The organism is Streptomyces misionensis (assembly GCF_007896895.1).
GTDB lineage: Bacteria > Actinomycetota > Actinomycetes > Streptomycetales > Streptomycetaceae > Streptomyces > Streptomyces misionensis_A.
Genome location: NZ_VOGW01000069.1, coordinates 1 through 20,594 on the forward strand (window position 1 = coordinate 1; position 20,594 = coordinate 20,594).

Genomic DNA, 20,594 nt, shown 5'->3' on the forward strand with positions numbered 1-20,594 from the left:
GCGAGCCGGTTGTTGCGCTCGATGTCCGCCACGTGCGCCTCGGCCCAGGTGCGCAGCGCGGACAGCGGGCCTTCGAGGGACAGGCCGAGACCGGTGAGCCGGTAGTGGACGCCGGGCGGCACGGTGGGTTCCACGCGGCGCGACACCAGGCCGTCGCGGACGAGGCCGCGCAGGGTGACGGAGAGCATCTTCTGCGAGATGCCCGGCATGCGGCGCCGCAGTTCGGCGAAGCGGACCTCGCCCGGGGCCGCCTCGGCCAGCACCTTGACCGTCATCGAGGTCCACTTGGTGCCGATGCGGTCGAGCAACTGCCGTGTCGGGCACCGGGGATCGAACAGGTCTCCGCGCGGGGCCGGCTTCGCCGTGGTCACCTGCAACTCACCACCTGAACGAAAAGTGCCTTCTTGGAGGGCCGAGGTTAGTTCCCTAACGTGTGGTTGTCACCTTTGGTTACCAGCCCGCACCTGGAGTTCTCCTTGCCCGAGTTGCATTCCGTATCCGTCAACGGCATCGAGCTGAACGTGGCCGTGGCCGGCTCGGGTCCGGCCGTCCTGCTGCTGCACGGCTTCCCCCACACCTGGGAAGTGTGGATGGACGTCATGGCGGACCTGTCCGACCGGTACCAGGTCATCGCGCCGGACCTGCGGGGGTTCGGCGCCAGCGGCCGAGCCGCGACCGGGTACGACGCGGAGTCCCTGGCCGACGACGCCGCGGCCCTGCTCACGGCGCTCGGGGTGTCCTCGGCCGCCGTGGTGGGCATCGACGCCGGCACCCCGCCGGCCTTCCTCCTCGCCCTGCGCCGTCCCGACCGGGTGCGGCGGCTCGTCGTCATGGAGTCCTTGCTGGGCAGGCTTCCCGGCGCCGAGGACTTCCTCACCGCCGGCCCTCCGTGGTGGTTCGGCTTCCATGCCGTTCCGGACCTGGCCGAGACGGTCCTGGAAGGCCGGGAGGCCGACTACGTCGACTGGTTCCTCCGCGCCGGCACCCTCGGAGACGGGGTGCGCCCGCCGCTGCGGGACGCCTTCACCCGCGCCTACACCGGCCGCCAGGCACTGCGCTGCGCGTTCTCCTACTACCGGGCACTGCCGCAAAGCGCGGCGCAGATCGAGCAAGCCGTGGCAGCCGCGCGGCTGACGGTGCCGACGATGGCGGTGGGCGCGCATCCCGTCGGCGCCGCGCTGGAGCGCCAGCTCCGTCCGATCGCCGACGACCTCACCGGGCACCTCGTCGAGGACTGCGGCCACATCATTCCGCTGCACCGGCCGCAGGCGCTGCTCGCCCTGCTCCGCCCGTTCCTGGAGGCCGGCCGGGGCGGGCCGACGGCGACCACCTCCTGACCGCCACGGACGGCCCGCGCTCACAGGCGGGCAGCGCCCGCGGGGACCTGCCTCCCCAGGGTCTTCGAGGCCCTAGACGAGTAGTTCCGAATGCGGGGTTCACGGACGTGGGGAGGGTGCCCAACATCGGGTTGTGACGACCGAGTTAGACACCCTCTTGACCGCCCTGTACGTGCACATCGACGACCGTCTGAAGACCCCGCGCCGACGCGGCCGGCCGCCTCGGCTGACCGACGCCGAACTGGTCACCCTGGCCGTGGCCCAGGCCATGCTGGGCTTCCACTGCGAGGCCCGCTGGCTGCGCTTCGCCCACGCCCACCTGCACGCGATGTTCCCCTACCTGCCCCAGCGGCCGGCGTACAACAAGCGCCTGCGGGCCGCCCTGGGGCTGGTCAAACAGGTGATCCGGTCCCTGGCTGCGGACACCGACCTGTGGCTTGACCCGGTGTGGATCGTGGACTCCACCCCCGTGGAGTGCGCCCGCTCGCGGGAGACCGTCAAACGTTCCGACCTGGCCGGCTGGGCGGGCTACGGCTACTGCCGCTCTCACTCCCGCTTCTACTGGGGCCTGAAGCTGCACCTGGTGTGCACCCCAGCCGGCCTGCCCGTCACCTGGGCCCTCGCTGACCCGAAGATCGACGAACGGCAGGTGCTGGCCGCCCTGATCGACAACGAGCCGCACCTGGCCACCGACCGGGCCGGCCTGCTCATCCTGGCCGACAAGGGCTACATCGCCGCCGAACTGGACCGCTTTCTCGCCGCCCGCGGCATCAGCCTGCTGCGGCCCTCCTACCGCAACCGCGGCACTCCACGCCCGGGAGAGGGCCTGCTCAAGACCGTGCGCCAGCTGATCGAGTCGGTCAACGACACCCTCAAGGGCCAGCTCGACCTCGAACAGCACGGCGGCCGCACCATCGAAGGCGTCGGCGTCCGCGTGGCCCAACGGATCCTGGCGATGACCTGCGCAATTTGGCACAACCGCACCATCGGCGCACCCATCACCAGGTCACTGACCGCCTACGACCACTGAGCCACATCGGAACTACTCGTCTAGGTGTGCTGTCCCGGGATGTTGGTGCCACGCGGGCTGGGTGCTTGAACGGGTGAGGGCCTTCTGGGTTCGGTGTGGATTGCGAAGTCTGCACCGATGCCCAGGAGGCCCTCGTGTCCCACCATAATGCCCCGCTGACCCCGACCGGGAGGCTGCGTCTGGCTCGGTGTGTCGTGGACGACGGCTGGCCGCTACGGCGGGCCGCGGAACGCTTCCAGGTCAGCCACACCACCGCCGCCCGCTGGGCCGGCCGCTACCGGCAGCTCGTCAGTCCGCCGCGGGACCGGCCGAGCGCCTGGCGAGCCGCCGCACGTGCCGGATCCTCCAGTTCGTCCCCCGTTCGCGCCCCCCTTCGCGCCCTCTCCTTTGCGGGCACCGGCAGCGTGCTGATGAGCCCGGCTGACGGTGGAGTCGACCGACACGGCCCACTCCACGGCCCCGACCGAGTCGTCGTGGACCTGGACCTGTTCCGGCAACCGGGCCCAGGTACCGGCCGACTCCCAGCGGGCGAACCGCTCATGGACCGTCGGCACCCGTGCGGGCGGCCTGACCGCTGTGCAGCGGTGGGGATCGACGTGCCGCCTTCCGGCCTGGCTCGGCCGGAAGGCGACGCCTGGCTCGGGATCAGTCGAGGACGGCGATGCCGTCGGTGGTGACGGTGGGTCGGCCGGAGGTGCCGACGACCACGATCTTCACGGTGTGCTGGGCGGAAGTGCTCCAGCTCTTCGTCCACATGGCCTGGCGGTACAGGGTGGTCGCGGACTTCAGGTCGACCGTGCTCTGGTAGGTGCCGTCGAGGTAGACCTTGACCTGGCCCGAGGTGGAGGCGCGCGAGGCGATCCAGGACACGGAGCGCCCCTTGAAGGTCCACGTCAGGGTGGCCCCGGCGGTTGAGGAGCTGGTCGAGTAGCCGCCCAGGTAGCTGGTGCCGGACCGTTTGGCCCAGCTGCCCGTGGCCTTGGCCGCGCTCTCCTGGACCAGGGTCGCCGTGCGCGTGACGGAGGCGGTGGCCGTGTTGCCGGCCAGGTCGGTGGCCTTCAGGGCGAACTGGGTGGAGGTGGCGGCCTTGGCCGTGGTGGACCAGCCGGTCGCCGAACTCGTCAGGGTGGCGGCGGTGGGCGAGGTGGCGGCCTGCGCGTGCAGGCCGTTGTCGTCGGCCGCCTTCCAGCTGACGGTGACCGGGATGCCTGCCGTGTTCACGGTGCCGGTGCGCAGTGCGACGGACGGGGCGGTGGGATAGGTGGGCCGGGTGGTGTCGGCGATCACCGTCACCGGTGCGGAGGTCGCCGCCTTGCTGGTGATGTGCGTGGCGCGTACCTGGACGGTGTGGCGTCCGGCGGCCAGGGTGACGGCCGCGGAGGAAGCGCTGCCCGGCACCTTCGCCGCGGGGGTGCCGTCGACGAGGACCTCGGTCCCGGACAGCAGCGTGGCGGGCGTGCTGGTGGTCCAGCGGACCGTCGCCTTGGTGCCCGTCACGTAGGCGGTGCCTGCCTTGGCTGTGCCGTAGGGGCCGTCGACGCCGGTGACGGCGAGGCCGGTGGCGGGGCCGGCCGCGTAGGAGCGGACGTCGGCGAGCTTGGCGTAGAGCTGGTTGCCGGGGCAGTCGGTGGCGAATCCGTTGCGGTGTCCTGAGACCGCGTTCAGGGTGTAGGCCTTCCCGTAAGTGAAGCCGTAGCTGTCCTTCGCCCCTTCGGTGAGCGTGCTGGTCGCGGTCGGGCTGATGCCGGACATGCCCAGTTTCCATGCGGTGATACGGGCTATGGAGCCCAGCATCGCCTGGGTGGGGGCGGCCCCGGGAATCGTGCTGGACGCGGAGTCACCGCCGCTGAGGTCGGTGTACGTGCCGATCGCGGCGATGCCCATCGAGTCGGTGTTGAAGCCGTACGTCTGTGCGCCGACCACCGGCAGGGCGGCTCCGCCGAAGCGGCCCTCGAAGATCGTGCCGCACTTGTCGACCAGGAAGTTGTAGCCGATGTCCCGCCAGCCCTGGTGCAGGTGCAGGGCGTAGAGGCTGCGCACGATGGCGGGGGAGTCGGCGCAGGAGTAGGCGTTGGTGGTGTCGGTGTGGTGGACGAAGACCACCTTCACCGTGCTGCCGTAGTCGGGGTATCCGGCGTCCCGGGCGCACTCGTCCGCGCCCCAGCCCGCGCGGCTGACCATCGGCGGGGCCGGCACCGTCGTGGTGCGCGGCGCGGCAGGCATCGGGCTGGGCGCCGTCTGCGGCGCCGAGGAGGCGCCCGGACAGGACGGATAGGCCTCGGACAGCGAGGGCAGATAGCCGGGAGTGCTCGGCGGTGTGCTGGGCGCGGTCGTGGTGGGAGCCGCGGACGAGGCATCAGGGCTGGACGGGACGGGCGCGGTCGTCGGGGAACCGGAGGGCGGCTCCGGCGTGTCCGAGCCGGGTGAGGCGGGCGCCGGGTCGGACGGCGAGGCCGGAGCCGAATCCGCGGCCGTCGGAGTGTCCTCCGGCGCCGAGGAGGCCGTGTCGGTGGGCGTCTGCGTGGGAGTCGCGTCGTCGGCGACGCTGAAAGCCGCCGGTTCCAGCGCGGGCGTGGCCGCGCCGGCAGCCTGGCCACCGTCCTGGGACCGCGAGGCGGAGTGGGCGCTGTCAGGGTCCACGAGGTCGACGGTCAGCCCCGTCGGCAAGGCGTGCGCACCGTGGCCGCCGCGCACGCGCACCTGCACACCGTCGGAGGGCGCGGTCCACAGCGGTGCCGTGGCGCCGCGCACCCCGGCTCGGTCCTGCTCCGCCGGATCGGGCAGCGCGTCCGCCGCCGCCAGCTTCTGCCAGGCGCTCCAACGCCCCGTCGCCGAGGACCTGGTCCGCACCTGCACCGTGCCGTCCAGCCTGGCGCGGGCGTCGCTCCAGCTCACCGCCAGCATCCGGAACGGCTTCGTCGACCGGGCACCGAGCTCACGCTCGTCGGCCGAGGCGCCCGTCAGACCGAGCGAATCCACCGAGGTGTGCACCACACGCGGCTGCCGGGCACCGGCCGTGTCGCCGCCGCCCGACGAGGCGTGCAGGGCCACCGCGGCTCCCGCTCCGCCCACCAGCACGACCCCGGTCGCCATCCACGCCCGGGCCCGTCTCCCCCGCGGCGCGCGAGCACCGCCTGCTCCAACTCTCATGTCCACCTTCTCGCCAGGCCGCCGACAGCGGCTGTCGTGCACATGCTGCACGTCCAGCGGATCGTAGAGGTGAGCAGGCACGCGGCCCCCAGCGGGGTGGCGATCGCCCACACCGCGAGGTCACTTCGCACGGGGTCGGCGGTTCGGCGGCCCGGAACCGCCCGGGCCCGGGCCCGGCCGGGCGGCGGGCCTCGCTCGGGGCGAGACCGCTTCGTGCCGTCCGGCCCGGGCCCGGTGTCAGCCCGCCGTCGCCGCGTCCTCGGAGACCGGTGCCCGCGTCTCCTCGGGACCGGCGAGGCCGCGCAGCGGGCGGTTTCTGACCACGTAGCAGATGAGCAGCACGTACAGGCCGCCGAACAGCCCCAGGGTGGGGCGCAGTCCGATGTTCTGCGCGAGCCAGCCGGTGGCGAAGATGCCGACCGGCGCGGCGGCGAACGCCATGGCCATCACCGCGCCCCAGACCCGGCCCAGCGCCTCCGGCGGGGTGGAGCGCTCCACCACGCCGGTGACGAGGGGGTTGACCGGTCCGCTGGCCAGCCCGATGGCGAAGGTGATCACCAGCATGAGCCACAGTCCGGGTTCGGCGACCATGGCCAGCCGGGCGGCGCAGATCAACGCGAAGCAGCCGACGAAGGTCGCCCACCGGTTGGCCAGCAGCCTGCGGCTCGCCGGGGCGTAGGCGAACGATCCGACGACCGCGCCGATGCCGTTGGCCGCCAGCAGCAGCCCCACCGTCCGCTCGCCGCCCAGCAGTTCGCGGCTGTAGACGGGCAGCACCACCGGGGTCAGCGCGTCGTCCAGGAAGTTGGTGCACACCACCACGCTGATGATGGCCGCCAGCACCGGGGTACGCAGGATGTAGCGCGCGCCCTCGGTGACCTCCCGCAGCAGGCCCGGACGGGCCCCTGCCGCCTCCGCCGCGTCGCCCGGCTCCGCCTCCCGGGCCCGCGAGGCGGGCTCGCCGCCCGGCACCGCCATGATCAGCAGGGCCGACGCGAGGAACGTGCCCGCGTCCACGTAGAGGACGGCGGTCGGGCCGGTCAGGCCCGCCATCAGCGCCGCGAGCGGCGGGCCGACCACGAACGCCACCCGCTGGGCCGAGGCGAACAGCGAGTTGGCGGTCTCCGAGCGCACCTGCCCGCGGGCGGTCACCCGGGGCAGCAGCGCCAGCCGGGCCGCGGCGCCCGGCGCGTCGGCGAGGGTGCGCAGGAACAGCAGCGCCATCAGCGCCGGCAGCGCGAGACCGACCGTGCCGTGCAGCAAGGGCACCGCGGCCATGCACGCCCCGGCGGCCAGGTCGGCGACCACACTGGTGCGCTTCGGGCCGACCCGGTCGGCGATGACGCCCCCGGCGAGGCCGGCCACGATCATGGGCAGCGCGTTGGCGAATCCCGCAGCGCCCGCCTCGGTGGCGCTGGAGGAGATCTGGAGCACGTAGAGCGGCACCGCGACCAAGGTCATGGTGTTGCCGATCCAGGACAGGTAGTTCGCCGTCACCAGCGCGGTGAGGGGGCGCCTGTCACGGGTGGTCGTCGATGTCATGCGGAGGGGCTCTTCTTCTCTCGGGTCAGTTCGGCGAGCATGCGGTTCACTTCGTGCAGGGACATGCCCGCCGTCGAGGGCGGCTGGGCGCCGCGCTGCCGGGTCAGCCGGGTGAACTCCTCGGCGGCGTCGGCCGCCGCGGCCCGCACGGCCGCCCCGTCGACGGCGTCCGGGTCGAACTTCCAGGTGAACACCGCTTCCTCGCCGTCGGTTTCGAAGAGGACGGCGACGGCGTGGGAGCGCGTGGCGTCGTCGTTCCCCGAAGGCCCGATCTGCTCGCCGACGGTGAACAACGGCCCGTGCCCGGCGCCCCCGAGCAGCGTACCCAGGTAGTTGAAGGACAGCTCGGGCCGTCCCCAGCCGGCGGCCTCGCGGCGCACCTCGGGATCGGCGGACCAGCGCAGTGCCAGGTAGCCCTTGCCACCGTCCGGTACGGCGTCCAGGGCGCGGCCGACCTGCCGCAGATGGCGTCCGGGGTCGTCGGCGAAGGGGAGGCGGAGCGGGTGGCTGGTGGCGTAGAAGCCCACGGCACGGGCCGGGTCCCAGCCGTCGGCGAGCGGCAAATCCCGCCCGGGCGCGATGAGTTCGAGGACGACGTCCCGCCCGCCGAACCAGGGCCGGGTGGCCCGGGCGACCGCGGTCAGCGCCTCGGCCGGCCGGTCCGCGGCGCCCGCGCCCGGCGGTATCGCCGCCCGCACCCGGTACGCCGTCTCGCCGCCGAGCCGGTCCGGCCCGCCGGTGCGGCAGCCGAGCGGTGCGGCCCCCGCCAACTGGTCGCGCCAGTAGTCGCGTTGCCCCCGCACGTCGTGCTCGCGCCAGGCGGCCGCGTACACCGACGGGTGCCGGGCCTCGGCGGCCGGCCGGGTGCCGTGGTAGGCCCGGTCGAGGTCGTCCACCAGGATCTGCCAGGACAGGCCGTCCACCACCAGATGGTGCGCGGTCAGCACGATCCGGTCCGGCTCGCCGGGGATCAGGGAGGCCGCGAACAGCGGCCCTTCGCGCAGGTCGAAGGCGGCGCGGTGGGCGGCCGCCACCCGGGCCGGGTCCGCGCCCGGCGCCTCGACCCGCCACAGCCGGCGGTCCGTGGCGTCCCAGCGCCAGCCGGTGTCCGTGCGCCGGAACGCCGAGCACAGGCCGGGATGGGCGGCCGCCACCCGTTTGACGACCACTCCCAGCCACTCGGGGTCCAGCGGCCGGGCGGCGGTGAGCACCAGGCTGTGCGCCCACAGCTCCGGGTGCGGCAGGCCCCCCTCCAGCAGGTCCTCCTGCTCGGGACTGACCGTGCCCTCCGCCGCCGCGGTACCGCCCTGGGAGGTGTCCGACTCGGGCCGGACCAACGCCAGTTGGCCGCGCATGGTGGGGGCGCGGAACAGCTGCCGGGCGGTGAGGGCGAACCCCGCCCGGCGCAGCGCGTGGGCCAGCCGGATCGCCGTCAGGGACGTACCGCCGCACTCGAAGAAGTTGTCGTCCGGGCCCGGCTCGGTGCCCAGCACCTCCCGCCAGACCTCCGCGATCCGGCGCAGCTCGCCGGGGTCCACCGAAGCGGGGGCCGAGGGCGCCGCGGTGACCGCCCGCGCCGGGCCGGGGGCGGGGGCCGCCACACGGGCGCGCAGGGGTTCGTCCGGCCGCTCCACGAAGACCCGCACCAGTTCCAGGAGACGCCCCACGAGCCGGTCGACGGTGGCGTCGGTGAACAGCTCCGTGCGGTACTCGAATCGCCCGTACATCCGGTCACCCGCGCGCCACCAGCCGACCGTGATGTCCATGGGCGACACGCCGTCCTCGACCTCGACGCCGTGCACCTCGGCGTCGGGCACCCGGACCACGGTGTCGTCGAAGTCCAGCACGAGGTGCATGGTCTGCAACAGGGGGTACCGGTCCAGGCTCCGTTCGGGCGACACCGCGTCGACGATCTCGCTGAAGGGCACCTCACGGTGGTCGGCGACCGCTGCCGAGGCCTGCCGCACCGCGTGCAGGATCTGCCGGGGCGTCGGGTCGGCGGGCAGCCTGGCGCGCAGCGGGACGTTGGTCAGCAGGAAGCCGATCAGGTCGTGGGTCTCGGGCCGGCCGCGGGTCGCGCTCGGCAGGCCGACGACGATGTCCCGGGACCCGGTCTCCTCGTGCAGCAGGCCCACGTACACGGCCAGCAGCGCGTCGGACAGGGTCAGCCGCGAGGAGCGGCACATGGCCAGGAAGGCGGTGCTGAGAGAGTCGTCGAGCCGGAAGTAGTGGTGCTTGCCCTCGTGTCCGCGGCCCTGCGGGGGCGCGTCGTAGGGCAGTTGGAGATACGCCGGTACGCCCTCCAGGTGGGCGCGCCAGAAGTCGCGGTGCGCCCGGCGGCGTCCACCGGTGAAGAACTGCCGCTGCCAGACGGCGAAGTCCCCGTACTGCACGGGGAGTTCGGGAACCCGCGCGGGGCGGTTCTCGCGGATCGCCCGGTAGTGCTCCAGGAGTTCGCGGTTGAGGCGTACGAACGACCACTGGTCGGTCACCGAGTGGTGCATCGTCTCGATCACCTGGTACTCGTCGTCCGCGCCGCGCACCACGACCACCCGCAGCAGCCCGCCCGCGGCGAGGTCGAACGGCCGCCGCACCAGCGCCCGCACGGTCTCCTCGACGGCCTCCGGCTCGTCCCGCAGGTCGAAGAACTCGACCGGGGTCGCGAACTCCTCGCTCACCCGCAGCACCGGCAGGCCGTCGCGGACCTCCACGCGGGAGCGCAGCAGCTCGTGGCGGCGCACCAGCGCGGTGACGGCCGCCCGGAACGCCTCCTCGTCGAAGGCGCCCTTGAACCGCAGCCCGGTGCTGATGTTGTACGTGTGCCGGCCGGGATCGAGCTGGTCGAGGATCCAGATGCGCTCCTGGTCCAGGCCCAGCGGGAAGACGGAGCGGTCGCCGGGGCGCCGGACGAGGTCCGGCTCGGCGGCCGGGCCCTCCTCCCCGTGCCGCAGTCTGCGCTGGAGGGCCGCCCGCTGCTCGGGCGTCAGCCGGGCCAGCCGGTCGGCGACGGTACGCGGTCGGGTCACGTCACTGGCTCCTGTCGCAGTCGGCGGTGGTGGGTCGGGCGGTGGGCAGCAGCTCGGCCAGCCGGGGCAGGCCGTCCAGCACGTCCGCGGCCGGCAGCCCGAAGTCGACGAGGCAGCCCACCTCGTCGGCGCCCGCCTCGGCGAGCCGGGCCAGCACCCGGGCGGCCTTGGCCGGCGTGCCCAGCAGCGAGGGTCCTGCCAGGTAGTCCTGGAAGGCGGCCTCGAGCAGGACGGGTTCGTCGCCGCCGCCGGTCTGCGCCCGGTAGGAGGACAGGTAGTCGTGCAGCGCGGGCCGCAGCCGCTCCTCCAGGTCGGGCTCGTCGCTGACGTGCGCGTGGGTCATCACCACGACGTCACCGCGCCCGGCGTGCCCGGCGTCCCGCCAGGCGGCCCGGTAGCGGGCCACGTTCTCCCGCAGCTGGGGCAGGGTCTGGCCGAGCAGCGCGGTCATCACGCCGTACCCGGCCGTGCCCGCGGCCCGGAAGGTGTCGGGGTGCCCGGCCGCGGTGATCCACACCGGCAGCTCGGGCTGCACCGGGCGCGGCTGGGTGAGCACCCGCGCCGTCGTGCCCGCGGTGCCGGGGAAGGCCAGCTCCTCGCCCGCCCACAGCCGCCGCACCTGTTCGACGGTGCGCATCAGCGTCTTCTTGCGCTCGTCGTACGGCTCCCGGGCCAGCACGAAGTCGTCCGGGTGCCAGCCGCTCGCGAAGGAGACGCCCACCCGGCCGCCGGAGATGTTGTCCACCACCGCCCACTCCTCGGCGACGCGGACCGGATGGTGCAGCGGCGCGGCGACGCTGCCGGCCCGCAGCCGCAGCCGCCGGGTCACGGCCGCCACCGCGGCGGCGAGGACGGACGGGTTGGGGTGCGAGCCGCCGAAGTCCACGAAGTGCCGCTCGGGGAACCACGCGGCGTGGAACCCCCGCTCGTCGGCGAACTCGCAGGCCCGCAGCATCATGGCGTAGTAGTCGGGGGCCGCGAGCGCGCGGGCCTGCGGGAAGAAGTACAGGCTGAGCCGGATGCGCGCCGCCGCGTCCGGCGGCCCGTCGGCGGCCGGTGCCTGCCGGGCGCGTTCCTTCAGCCGCAGCCGCAGTGCCGCGCGCTGCTCGGGGGTCAGCTGTCCGAGCCGTTCGCCGATGCCGCTCACGCCTGGCCCTCCCCTTCGCCCTGACCCTCGATCTCGGCGAGCAGCGCCAGCAGTTCGGCGTCGTCGCGCGCGTCGAGCATCTCCTCCACCCGCGCCGCGAAGTCGCCGAACGTGGAGTGCTCGTACAGGTCCTGGAGGCGCACCTCGACCAGCAACTGGTCGTTGACGACGGAGATCAGCTGCGCCGCCTGGAGCGAAGTGCCGCCCAGCTCGAAGAAGTTGTCCTGCGGCCGGATCGCCGGACCGCCGAACGACTCCTGCCACAGGGCGGCCAGCAGCGACCGCGTCTCCGTGCCTTCGGGCGCCGCGTCGGTGCCTGCCTCCTCCTGCCCGGCGCGGGCCGGGACGGTCTCGGGTATACCCGGCGCGGGCGCGCCGTCCGGACCGCCGGCCGGCCAGTGGCGGGTGTCGGCGAACGCGTAGCCGGGCAGCCGCGCCGGGGCGCTCGGCGGGGCGACGAGGTCGTCGGTGGCGCAGCCCGCCGCCCAGGCGGCGCCGAGCGCGGCCAGGTGCACCGTCGCCTCGTCGCGCCGCCCGTCGCCGAGCAGTTCGGCGACGACCGGGCGGTGCTCCGCCCCCCGGGTCGCGCGCCGCAGCTGCGAGGCGAACGTCCGCCCCGGACCGGCCTCCAGCACCACGTGCGGCGCCGCGTCCAGCAGCACCTCCACCCCCTCGGCGAAGCGGACGGTGGCGCGCAGCTGACGGCCCCAGTAGGCCGGGTCGGTGGCCTGCGCCGCTTCCAGCGGTGCCCCGGTGACGTTGGACAGCACCAGCTCGCGCGGCGCGTGCAGGGCGAGGGTGCCCACCACGTCGGTGAACGCCTCGGCGGCCTCGGCCATGGACCGGGAGTGGAAGGCGTGCGCGGTGGCGAGCCGGCGCACCTTCACCCCCTTCGCGGCGCAGCGGCGCTCCACCTCCGCCAGGTGCTCCGCCGCCCCGCCGAGGACCACGGTGTCGGCCGCGTTCACCGCGCAGACGTCCACCGGCAGCCCCGCCGCCACCTCCCGCGCCGTGTCCTCACCGGCCAGCACGGCGGCCATCACCCCGGCCGGCGCGCGGCTCATCAGCCGGCCGCGTTCGACCACCGCGCGCGCCCCGTCCGCCTCGGAGAACACGCCGGCCCAGGTCGCGGCGACCAGTTCGCCGACGCTGTGGCCGAGGAGGACCGACGGGGTGACACCGTGCCGCCGCAGCGCGTGCAGCAGGGCGAGCTCCACGCTGAACAGCAGCGGCTGGACGACATCGGTGCGCAGCCAGCGCGGATCGGCGTCCGGCCAGGTCCAGCAGCCCTCCAGGTCCGGCCCGCCGCACGCGCGGACGAGGTCCCGGGTGCCGGCCCACTCCCGGGCGAACTCCTCGTCCGCCGCGAGCAGCCCGCGCCCGGTGCCGGCCAGGGGCACCCCCTGGCCCGGCAGCAGCACGGCCACGGTCGGTTCGGGCACCGCCTTCGCCTGGGCCGACGCCGACTCCAGCGCGTCCGCCAGCGCGGCGCGCGCCGACGCCTCGTCCGCCGCCTCGATCGGGCAGGCCCAGCGGTACGGCAGCCGCCGCCGGCCGTGCCAGAGCGTGCCGAGGACGTCGTTCACCGGCCGGGTGCCCTCGCGCACCGCCGCGGCGAGCCCGGCCGCGGTGCGCTCCAGCGCCTGCGGGCTCGCGGCGGAGAGCACCGCGGGTCCGCGCCCGGGCGGGCCCGCGGCCGGCTCCGGCGGCGCGGCGGCGACGGCGGGTTCGGCGAGGACGACATGGGCGTTGGTGCCGCCCAGGCCGAAGGAGCTGACCGCCGCGTACCGGGTGCGCCCGCCGGGCCAGGGCATCGCCTCGCGCGGCAGATGGAAGCGGTCCGCGCCCAGCGGCGCGTCGGGCCCGTCCCCGGGCTGTGCGGGGACCGGCGGGATCACCCCGTGCTGGACGGCGAGCACCGCCTTGATCAGGCCGACCACGCCCGCCGCGGTGTCCGTGTGCCCGATGCCCGCCTTCACCGCGCCGAGCGCGCACGGCTCCGCCGCGTCGCCGTACGCCTGGGCCAGCGCCGCCAGTTCGACCTGGTCGCCGAGTTCCGTCGCGGTGCCGTGCGTCTCGATGAAGCCGATGTCCGCCGGTTTGCGGCCGGCCACCGCCAGCGCCTCCTCCAGCACCGCCGCCTGGCCCCGGGGGCTGGGCGCGACGAGGCTCATCCGGTCGGCGCCGTCGTTGTTGACCGCGCTGCCCAGCAGCACCGCCCGGGCACCGCGCCCGGCCTCCTCGGCCCGGCGCAGCACCACCACCCCGGCCCCGCTCGCGGGCACGGTGCCCCGGCTGCCCCGGGTGAAGGGCCGGCAGCGGCCGTCGGGGGAGAGCACGTCGCCCTCCTGGTAGGTGTAGCCCGCGCCCGGCGGCAACTGGACGGTGACCCCGCCCGCGATCGCGAGGTCGCACTCGTAGGTGAGCAGGCTGCGCAGGGCCACGTGGACGGCGACCAGCGAGGTGGAGCAGGCGGTCTGCACGGTGAGGGCCGGGCCGGTGAGGCCCAGCCGGAACGCGAGGGACGTCGCCAGGAAGTCCTTGTCGTTGCCCAGCGAGATCTGCTGGCGGCCCGCGGCCCGGACCAGCGTGGGGTCGGCGTCCACATGGCGCTGCCGGTAGCCGCTGTCACCGCAGCCGAGGAAGACCCCCACCCGTCCCGGGTCGCGCTCGGTGTCGACGCCCGCGTCCTCCAGCGCCTGCCAGGCGACCTCGGTGACGATGCGCTGCTGGGGGTCGGTCACCGCGGCCTGGGTCGGGCTCATGCCGAACAGCTCCGCGTCGAACCGGTCGACCCGGTCGATCCCGCCGACGCCCAGGGTGCCGTCGGCCAGCGCCCCCGGCAGCGCCACGTGCCCGCGGACCACGTTGGCCCAGAAGGTGTCCGGGTCGGCGGCTCCGGGCACTCGGAGGGCCACTCCGATCACCGCCACCGCGTTGTCGGGTGCGTGCATCTGCGTACGCCTCGATTCCTGGTACCTAGAGGGTCGATGAGGGCCGCCGGCCGGCGCGCCAGCCGCTCAGGGCGCGGGAGCGGTCGCGGCCCCGGGCCGCGCCGCGTGCCGCGGGTCCGTCGGCCGCGGCGGCACCGTCGAGGTGTGCCGCGAGGGCGCGCACGGTGGTGTGGCGGAACAACTCGGCCGCCGTGAGCCGGGGATGGTCGGCGCGCAGCGCCGCCAGCACCCGCAGCACCCCGTGCGAGGTCCCGCCGAGTTCGAAGAAGGTCGCGTCGTGGTCGGCGACGGGCCGGCCCAGGACCGTCTCCCAGACCCGGCACAGGCGCGCCGCGGTCGAACCGTCCGCCGGGGGCGGCCCGGCGGGGGCGGCCGGCCGCCGGTCGGCCGCCCAGCGCGCCAGCGTGTCGCGGTCGAGTTTGCCGTTGGGCAGCTGCGGCAGCGCGGTAACGCGCAGCCACGCGCCGGGGACGGCGGCCGGGGGGAGCCAGGCCTCGGCGTGGGCGCGCAGCTCCCGCAGCGGTCCGTCCGCCACCGGGCCGGTCGGTCCGTCCGCCGTGACGCCGTCCGCCGGTACGCCGTCCGGCAGGAACGCCACCAGGTGGGTGGAGTCGGCGTTCGGGGCCACGGCGACCTCGGGCACGCCGCCCGCGCGCAGGGTGGCCTCCACCTCCTCCACCTCGATCCGCTGGCCGAGGATCTTGCACTGTCCGTCCCGGCGGCCGAGGAACCGCAGCCCCTCCGGGCCGTCGAGGACGACCAGGTCGCCGGTGTCGTACCCGCGCCCCAGGCCCCCGCCGAGCGCCACGAACCGCTCGGCGGTCAGCTCCGGGCGGCGCCAGTACCCCTCGGCGACCCCCAGGCCCCCGATCACCAGCCGGCCGGGGCAGCCCGGGGGCAGCCGCCGGCCCAGCGCGTCCCGCACATGGCAGGACTCGCCCGGCAGCGGCAGCCCGATCCGGACGGGGGCGCCCCGGACGACCCGCCAGGTGGTGGACCACACGGTGGTCTCCGTGGGGCCGTAGCAGTTGACGACCGGTCCCGGGACGGCCGCCGCCAACTCGTCCGCCAGGTCCGGCGCGAGGGGCTCGCCGCCGACCAGCAGGGCGCCCAGCCGGCCCAGCAGGGCGCGGCCCGCCGGGTCGGCCAGCAGCAGCCGGGCGATGGTGGGCGTGCACTGGTACAGGGCCCCGGCCGGCACGTCCTGCTCGGCCACCCGCCGGTGCCCGGTCACCAGGACGGTGCGGCCCCGGGTGAGCGGCCACAGCAGTTCCAGGACACTGATGTCGAAGGACAGGCTGGTGCCCGCGACCGTCAACGGCGCTTCGGGCAGGGCCCGTTCGCAGGCGTCGAAGAGCGCGGTCAGCCGGGAGTGGCCCACGACGACGCCCTTGGGCCGGCCGGTCGAGCCGGAGGTGTGCAGGATGTACGCGCGCCCGGCCGGGTCCGCCGGGGCCGCGCCGCCCTCCTCGCCGTCCGCCGGTACGGCGGCCCCGGCGTCGGCCATGTCCAGGGGGAGGACACCGGGCGTGTCCCGCAGCGCCCCCGGCAGGTCCCGGTCGCCCAGCACGACGGCCGGGGCGGTGTCCGCCACGATGAACCGCAGCCGGTCGGCCGGGTACTCCGGATCCAGCGGCACGTACACCGCGCCCGCCCGCCAGACGGCGAGCACGGCCACCACCAGGTCCGTGCCCCGCGGCAGGCAGATGCCCACCCGGTCACCGGGCCGCACCTCCCGCCCGGTGAGCGCGCGGGCCACCGCGCGCGACCGCTGCTCCAGAGCCTCGTAGGAGAGCTCCCGGTCCCCGTCGGTGACGGCGAGGGCCCGCGGGGTCGTACGGGCGTGCCGCAGGACGAGTTCGTGCACCGGCCGCGGGTCGGCATCCAGCGGGGCGCCCGTGAGGACGGCCAGTTCGGCCTCCTCCGTCTCGCCGAGGAGGTCGATGGACGCGAGCGGACGCGCCGGGTCCTCGGTGAGCCGCTCCAGGAGCCGGGCCACGTGGTCCACCGTGTTGCGGGCCCGCTCCGGCGGCAACGCGCCCTCGCGGTGCACGAGTTCCAGTCGCATCCCGCCGTCGGGCAGATGGCGCAGGGCCAGGCAGCAGTCGTACTCCGCCTCCCCGGTGTCCGTCTCGCCGACCGTCCAGCGCAGCCCGCCCGCCTCGACCGCCGGCACCGGGACCGTCTCGGTGCACAGGATCTGGGCGAGCGGCTTGCGGCCGTGCTCGCGTACGGCGCGCACCGCGGACAGGATCTCCTCGAAGGGCAGTTCGGCGTGGTCCAGCGCGTCGAACAGCGCGTCCACCGCCCGGTCCGCCACCGTCGCGGTGTCCGCCCCGGCCAGGTCCATGCGGACCGGGACGGTGTTCTGGAGACAGTCGATGCGCCGGTCGCCGCCGTCCCCCCGGCCGCTCACCGGGACCGCGAGGACGACGTCGTCCCGGTCCAGGTACCAGGCCGTCACCGCGCCGACCGCGCCGAGGAACTGGGCGAACGGGCTGGCACCGGTGGTCCGCGCGCGGTGCCGCAGCCGGTCGCACAGTTCCGCCGGCAGGTCCCGCACGACGGTCCGCTTGCGATGCCCGTCCGCGGGCCGCGTCCAGGGCAGTTCGGTCCGCCGCGGGCAGCCCTCCAGGTACCGCCGCCAGAAGGCGCGCAGCCGTTCCCCGTCCGCCCGCGGCGCCGGATCGTCGTCCGGGGCGCCCGCGGCCGGTGCGGCCGCGGCGGGTTCGGCGTAGGCGCCGGTGAGCGCCGTCAGCAGCAGGGCCGTGGAGTCGTCGTCGAAGACCGCGTGGTGCACGGCGACCAGGCAGTGCGTGCGGCGCGGGCCGACCAGCGCCCTGATCCGGCACAACGGGCCGTCGCCGTGTTCGAACGGCACCGCCAGCGCGGCGGACTCCGCCGCCACCAGGGCGTCCGGGTCGGCGGTCGTCCGGACCACCAGGTCCACGGCGTCGGCATCGTGCACCCGCCGGCGCAGCCCCTCGGGGTCGAGGTGCAGCGAGGTGCGCAGCGCCGGGTGGGCCGTGAGCACCGCGCGCAGCGCCTCCCGCAGCCGCTCGGGGTCGGCCGCCCCTTCCGCGGTGATCCGCTTGACGAGGGTGCGGGCGGCGCCGCCGTCCTGCTGGTCCAGCAGGAAGAACCGCAGTTGTCCGGCGGTGGCCGGGCGGGTGTCGGAGCGGCTCATCCGGCGTCCCCCGGCCGTGCGCCGGTCCTCGCGCGCAGCAGTTCCGTCATGGCCGCCGGGGTGGCGTGGCGGATGACCTCCTTCAGGGCCAGTTCCGGCAGCCCGGCGCCGCGCAGCGCCGTCTTGAGCCGCAGCGCGAGCAGGGAGGTGCCGCCGAGATCGAAGAAGTTGTCGTCCGGGGTGACGGGCACGTCCAGCACCTCGCGCCAGACCCCGACGACCCGGTCGAGGACGTCACCGGACGCGTCCGGGGAGCCGGCGGGGCCCGCCGGGGCGTCCGCGTCCGGTTCCGGGGCGGGCAGCCGCGCCCTGTCGAGCTTGCCGTTGGCGGTGACCGGAAGGGCCGTGAGCGCGGTGACCGACTGCGGGACCATGTACTCGGGCAGCCGCGCCGCCGCCCGCCGCAGCAGCCCGTCGGTGGACCCGCCGTCCGCGAGCACCACATAGGCGTCCAGACGGGCCTCGGCGGTGCCCGCGCCGTGTACGACGACCGCCGCGGACGTGACCGACGGGTCCCGCAGCAGGGCGTCGCGGACCTCGCCGAGTTCGATGCGGAAGCCGCGCACCTTCACCTGGTCGTCCAGCCGTCCCAGGTGTTCCAGCACGCCGCCGGGCAGCAGCCGGCCCTGGTCGCCGCTGCGGTAGAGCCGTCCGCCCGGCACCCGCGGGTGGCGGTCGGTGGTGAAGCGTTCGGCCGTCAGCTCGGGGCGGTCGAGATAGCCGAGCGCCACCCCCGCACCGCCCACGTGCAGCTCTCCCGCGACGCCGGGCGCCACCGGACGGCCGTGCGGGTCCAGGACGTAGATCTCCCAGCCGGGCAGCGGACGGCCGACCACCCGGCTGCCGGTACGGGTGTCCTCGGCGGTGACCGTGTGCGTGGTGCTGTGCACGGTCGTCTCGGTGATGCCGTACATGTTCTCCACGCGCACCCCGGGATAGCGTTCGAACCAGGGCGTCAGGGTGCGCGTGTCCAGCGGTTCGCCGCCGAAGACCACCAGCCGCACCGACAACTTGCCCCGCGTCAGCCGGTCGGTGGCGAGCAGCAGGCCGAACGCGGTCGGTGTCTGGCTGAGGACGGTCACCTCCTCGTCCTCCAGTAACTGGTGGAACTCCTCCGGGTTGCGCGAGACCGCCCGGGGCACGACCACCAGCCGGCCGCCGGTGAGCAGACACACCCAGATCTCCCAGGCGGAGAAGTCGAAGGCGAACGAGTGGAAGAGCGACCACACGTCGTCCGGGCCGAGGCCGAAGTCCTCGCGCGTCGCGTTGAGCAGCGAGGTGACGTTGCGGTGCGTCACCAGCACGCCCTTGGGCCGGCCGGTGGACCCGGAGGTGTGGATGGCGTAGCAGGGCAGATCCGGGTCGACGGCGGGCAGCGGCCGGTCCGGGTCGCGTGGCCGGGTGCGCACCGGCAGCCAGTCGATGTGCTCCGGCAGGTCCGCCGGACGGGCGTCCGTGTCACCGACCACGACCCGCACGTCCGCGTCGCCGATCACGAGGGCCAGCCGCGCCTCGGGATAGGAGGGGTCCAGCGGTACATACGCCGCTCCGGTCTTCAGCACGCCCAGCAGCGCGACGATCAGCTCGCAGGAGCGTTCCATGCGCACGCCCACCCGGTCCCCGGCCCGCACCCCGGCCTCCGCCAGCGCGCGGGCGACCGTTTCGGAACGCTCGTCGACCTCGGCGTAACGCAGCGCGCTCCGCCCGTCGTTGACGGCGATGCGGTCGGGCGACCGCCCGGCGCGCCGGGTGAACAGCGCGGGCACGGACAGGTCCTCGGGGGTGAGCCGGGCGCCGAGCCCGGCGTCCAGGACCCGCTGCCGGTCCGCTTCGTCGAGGACACTCACCGAGACCAGGCGCGCGTCCGGCCGCTCGGCGAACTCGCGGAGCACGGCGACGAGCTGTCGGGTGAACAGGGCTGCCTGCCCGGCCGAGAACCACCGGTGGCGGAACTGGAGCAGCCCCCGCGCGGCGCCCTCGGCCGCCAGATCGATGTAGACGAGCAGCGGGAACTTCGCGGCGCCCGCGAAGGGGTGGGGGAGCGGTCGCGCGGTGAGTCCCGGCAGGCGCAGGGGCGGCGGGGTCCACAGGGGGGCGACCGCGGCGGTCAGCGGACCGGCGCCGGGGGACTGGTGGCCCGCGGGCAGCACGTCGAAGAGCGGCAGGTCGGCGTCCCGGTAGGCGGCGAGGCACTGGCGGTGGCAGGTGCGCAGGAAACCGGCCACGGTGCCGTCCTCCGCGAGGCGCACCGGAACGGGGACGGTGTTGCTGAAGTAGCCGATGGTGTGCCGCTGCGCGGCCGGCCGGCGGGTGACGAAGCTGCCGACCAGCGAGGCGTCCGTGCCGCCGTTGCGCGCGAGCACCAGCCCCACCGCGGCGGTCAGCGCCGAGTGGCGGGAGATGCCCAGGGCGCGGGCGGTGCCGGCGAGTTTCCGCCAGACGTCGTCCGGGACGGTGAACGGCAGCTGGCCGCCGTCGGCGTCGGCCGCGTCGGCGTCGCCGCACCCCCAGGCCGGTTCGGTGCCGAGCGGGAGGGCGGACAGCTCGGCGCGGCGGGCGGCCGCCCGGCCCGCCCCGCGCAGGGCGGCCCCGGCGGCGGCCGTCGCCCAGCCCGGGTAGTCGCCCGGGGGCCGGGTGGTGTCGCCCGTGAGCACCTCGGCGACGGCCGTCTCCATCGCCTGGTCGTCCACGACGAGGTGGCTGGCGGTCAGCACCAGATCGGCACCGCCGTCCCGGTGGCGCAGCAGCGCCCCGCGCATCAGCGGTCCGTGCCGGGTGTCGATCGGGCGCAGGCACTCCGCCAGGCGCCGGGCCGCGCCGTCGTCGTCCGCCGCGGCCGGCGGCAGGGTCTCCTCGCGCCATTCAGGGACGGCGTCCGACCGGGCCATGCCGAGGGCCGGGCCGTCGTCGACGAGGCGCGAGGACAGGGCCGGATGCCTGCGCACCAGGGCGCGGAAGCGCTCCGCGAGCAGTTCGCCGTCGAAGGTGCCGGTGAGGCGGTAGGCGGCGACCACCGTGTGCAGGCCCGGCCGTTCGGCCAGGGCGTCGGCGAGGTGGACGCCGACCTGGTTGGGCGCGAGCGGCCAGTCGGCCCCGGCCGGGCGGGCGGCGACCGCCGGGTCACCGCCGTCGGGTGCGCCGTCGTCCGGGCCCGGGCCCACGAACCCGCCACTGCGGTCGATCACGGCTTGCCTCCAGTCGGTGCGTGTCGTGCTGGTGAC

General features: G+C 75.2%; 10 protein-coding genes and 2 pseudogenes. 3 read left to right on the forward strand and 9 right to left on the reverse strand.

From position 1 onward, the window contains the following. Window positions 1-371, reverse strand: a 371-nt coding sequence (locus tag FRZ03_RS12430) for a winged helix-turn-helix transcriptional regulator (protein ID WP_146465204.1), incomplete at its 3' end; no start/stop codon positions are given. 105 nt (window positions 372-476) lie between these two features. Here FRZ03_RS12430 and FRZ03_RS12435 point away from each other — a divergent pair. From FRZ03_RS12435 to FRZ03_RS12445, 3 genes and pseudogenes are all read left to right on the forward strand, one after another. Further along, window positions 477-1,337, forward strand: coding sequence for an alpha/beta fold hydrolase (locus tag FRZ03_RS12435; protein ID WP_146465205.1), 861 nt, complete (start codon window positions 477-479; stop codon window positions 1,335-1,337). Between the two features lie 133 nt (window positions 1,338-1,470). After that, window positions 1,471-2,367, forward strand: coding sequence for an IS982 family transposase (locus FRZ03_RS12440; protein WP_146464359.1), 897 nt, complete (start codon window positions 1,471-1,473; stop codon window positions 2,365-2,367). A 134-nt stretch (window positions 2,368-2,501) separates the two neighbouring features. Then, a pseudogene (locus tag FRZ03_RS12445) lies at window positions 2,502-2,654 on the forward strand (helix-turn-helix domain-containing protein); the annotation flags it as partial. On the opposite strand, the pseudogene FRZ03_RS12450 reads toward FRZ03_RS12445, so the two are convergent. The 8 genes and pseudogenes from FRZ03_RS12450 to FRZ03_RS12485 form a co-directional block, all read right to left on the reverse strand. Further along, window positions 2,651-2,915, reverse strand: a pseudogene (locus FRZ03_RS12450) (IS5/IS1182 family transposase); the annotation flags it as partial. The pseudogenes FRZ03_RS12445 and FRZ03_RS12450 overlap by 4 nt on opposite strands. A gap of 97 nt (window positions 2,916-3,012) precedes the next feature. Next, complete coding sequence (locus tag FRZ03_RS12455; RefSeq protein WP_146465206.1) at window positions 3,013-5,460, reverse strand: peptidoglycan recognition protein family protein; 2,448 nt, start codon at window positions 5,458-5,460, stop codon at window positions 3,013-3,015. 294 nt (window positions 5,461-5,754) lie between these two features. Then, window positions 5,755-7,059, reverse strand: a complete 1,305-nt coding sequence (locus FRZ03_RS12460; RefSeq protein ID WP_146465207.1) for an MFS transporter — start codon at window positions 7,057-7,059, stop codon at window positions 5,755-5,757. Further along, window positions 7,056-10,085 carry a condensation domain-containing protein gene (locus FRZ03_RS12465; protein ID WP_146465208.1) on the reverse strand — a complete coding sequence of 1,010 codons (3,030 nt, stop codon included), beginning with the start codon at window positions 10,083-10,085 and terminating at the stop codon, window positions 7,056-7,058. Before FRZ03_RS12465 ends, FRZ03_RS12460 begins: the two co-directional genes overlap by 4 nt. Window position 10,086: 1 nt before the next feature. After that, window positions 10,087-11,232 (reverse strand): MupA/Atu3671 family FMN-dependent luciferase-like monooxygenase, encoded by a 1,146-nt coding sequence (locus tag FRZ03_RS12470; RefSeq protein WP_146465209.1) that lies wholly within the window; start codon window positions 11,230-11,232, stop codon window positions 10,087-10,089. After that, window positions 11,229-14,186, reverse strand: a complete 2,958-nt coding sequence (locus tag FRZ03_RS12475) for a type I polyketide synthase (protein WP_146465210.1) — start codon at window positions 14,184-14,186, stop codon at window positions 11,229-11,231. The genes FRZ03_RS12470 and FRZ03_RS12475 overlap by 4 nt, the downstream gene beginning before the upstream one ends. Window positions 14,187-14,211: 25 nt before the next feature. Next, window positions 14,212-17,373 carry a non-ribosomal peptide synthetase gene (locus FRZ03_RS12480; protein WP_146465211.1) on the reverse strand — a complete coding sequence of 1,054 codons (3,162 nt, stop codon included), beginning with the start codon at window positions 17,371-17,373 and terminating at the stop codon, window positions 14,212-14,214. Beyond that, window positions 17,370-20,558, reverse strand: a complete 3,189-nt coding sequence (locus FRZ03_RS12485; RefSeq protein WP_146465212.1) for a non-ribosomal peptide synthetase — start codon at window positions 20,556-20,558, stop codon at window positions 17,370-17,372. Before FRZ03_RS12485 ends, FRZ03_RS12480 begins: the two co-directional genes overlap by 4 nt. Window positions 20,559-20,594: the final 36 nt, after the last annotated feature.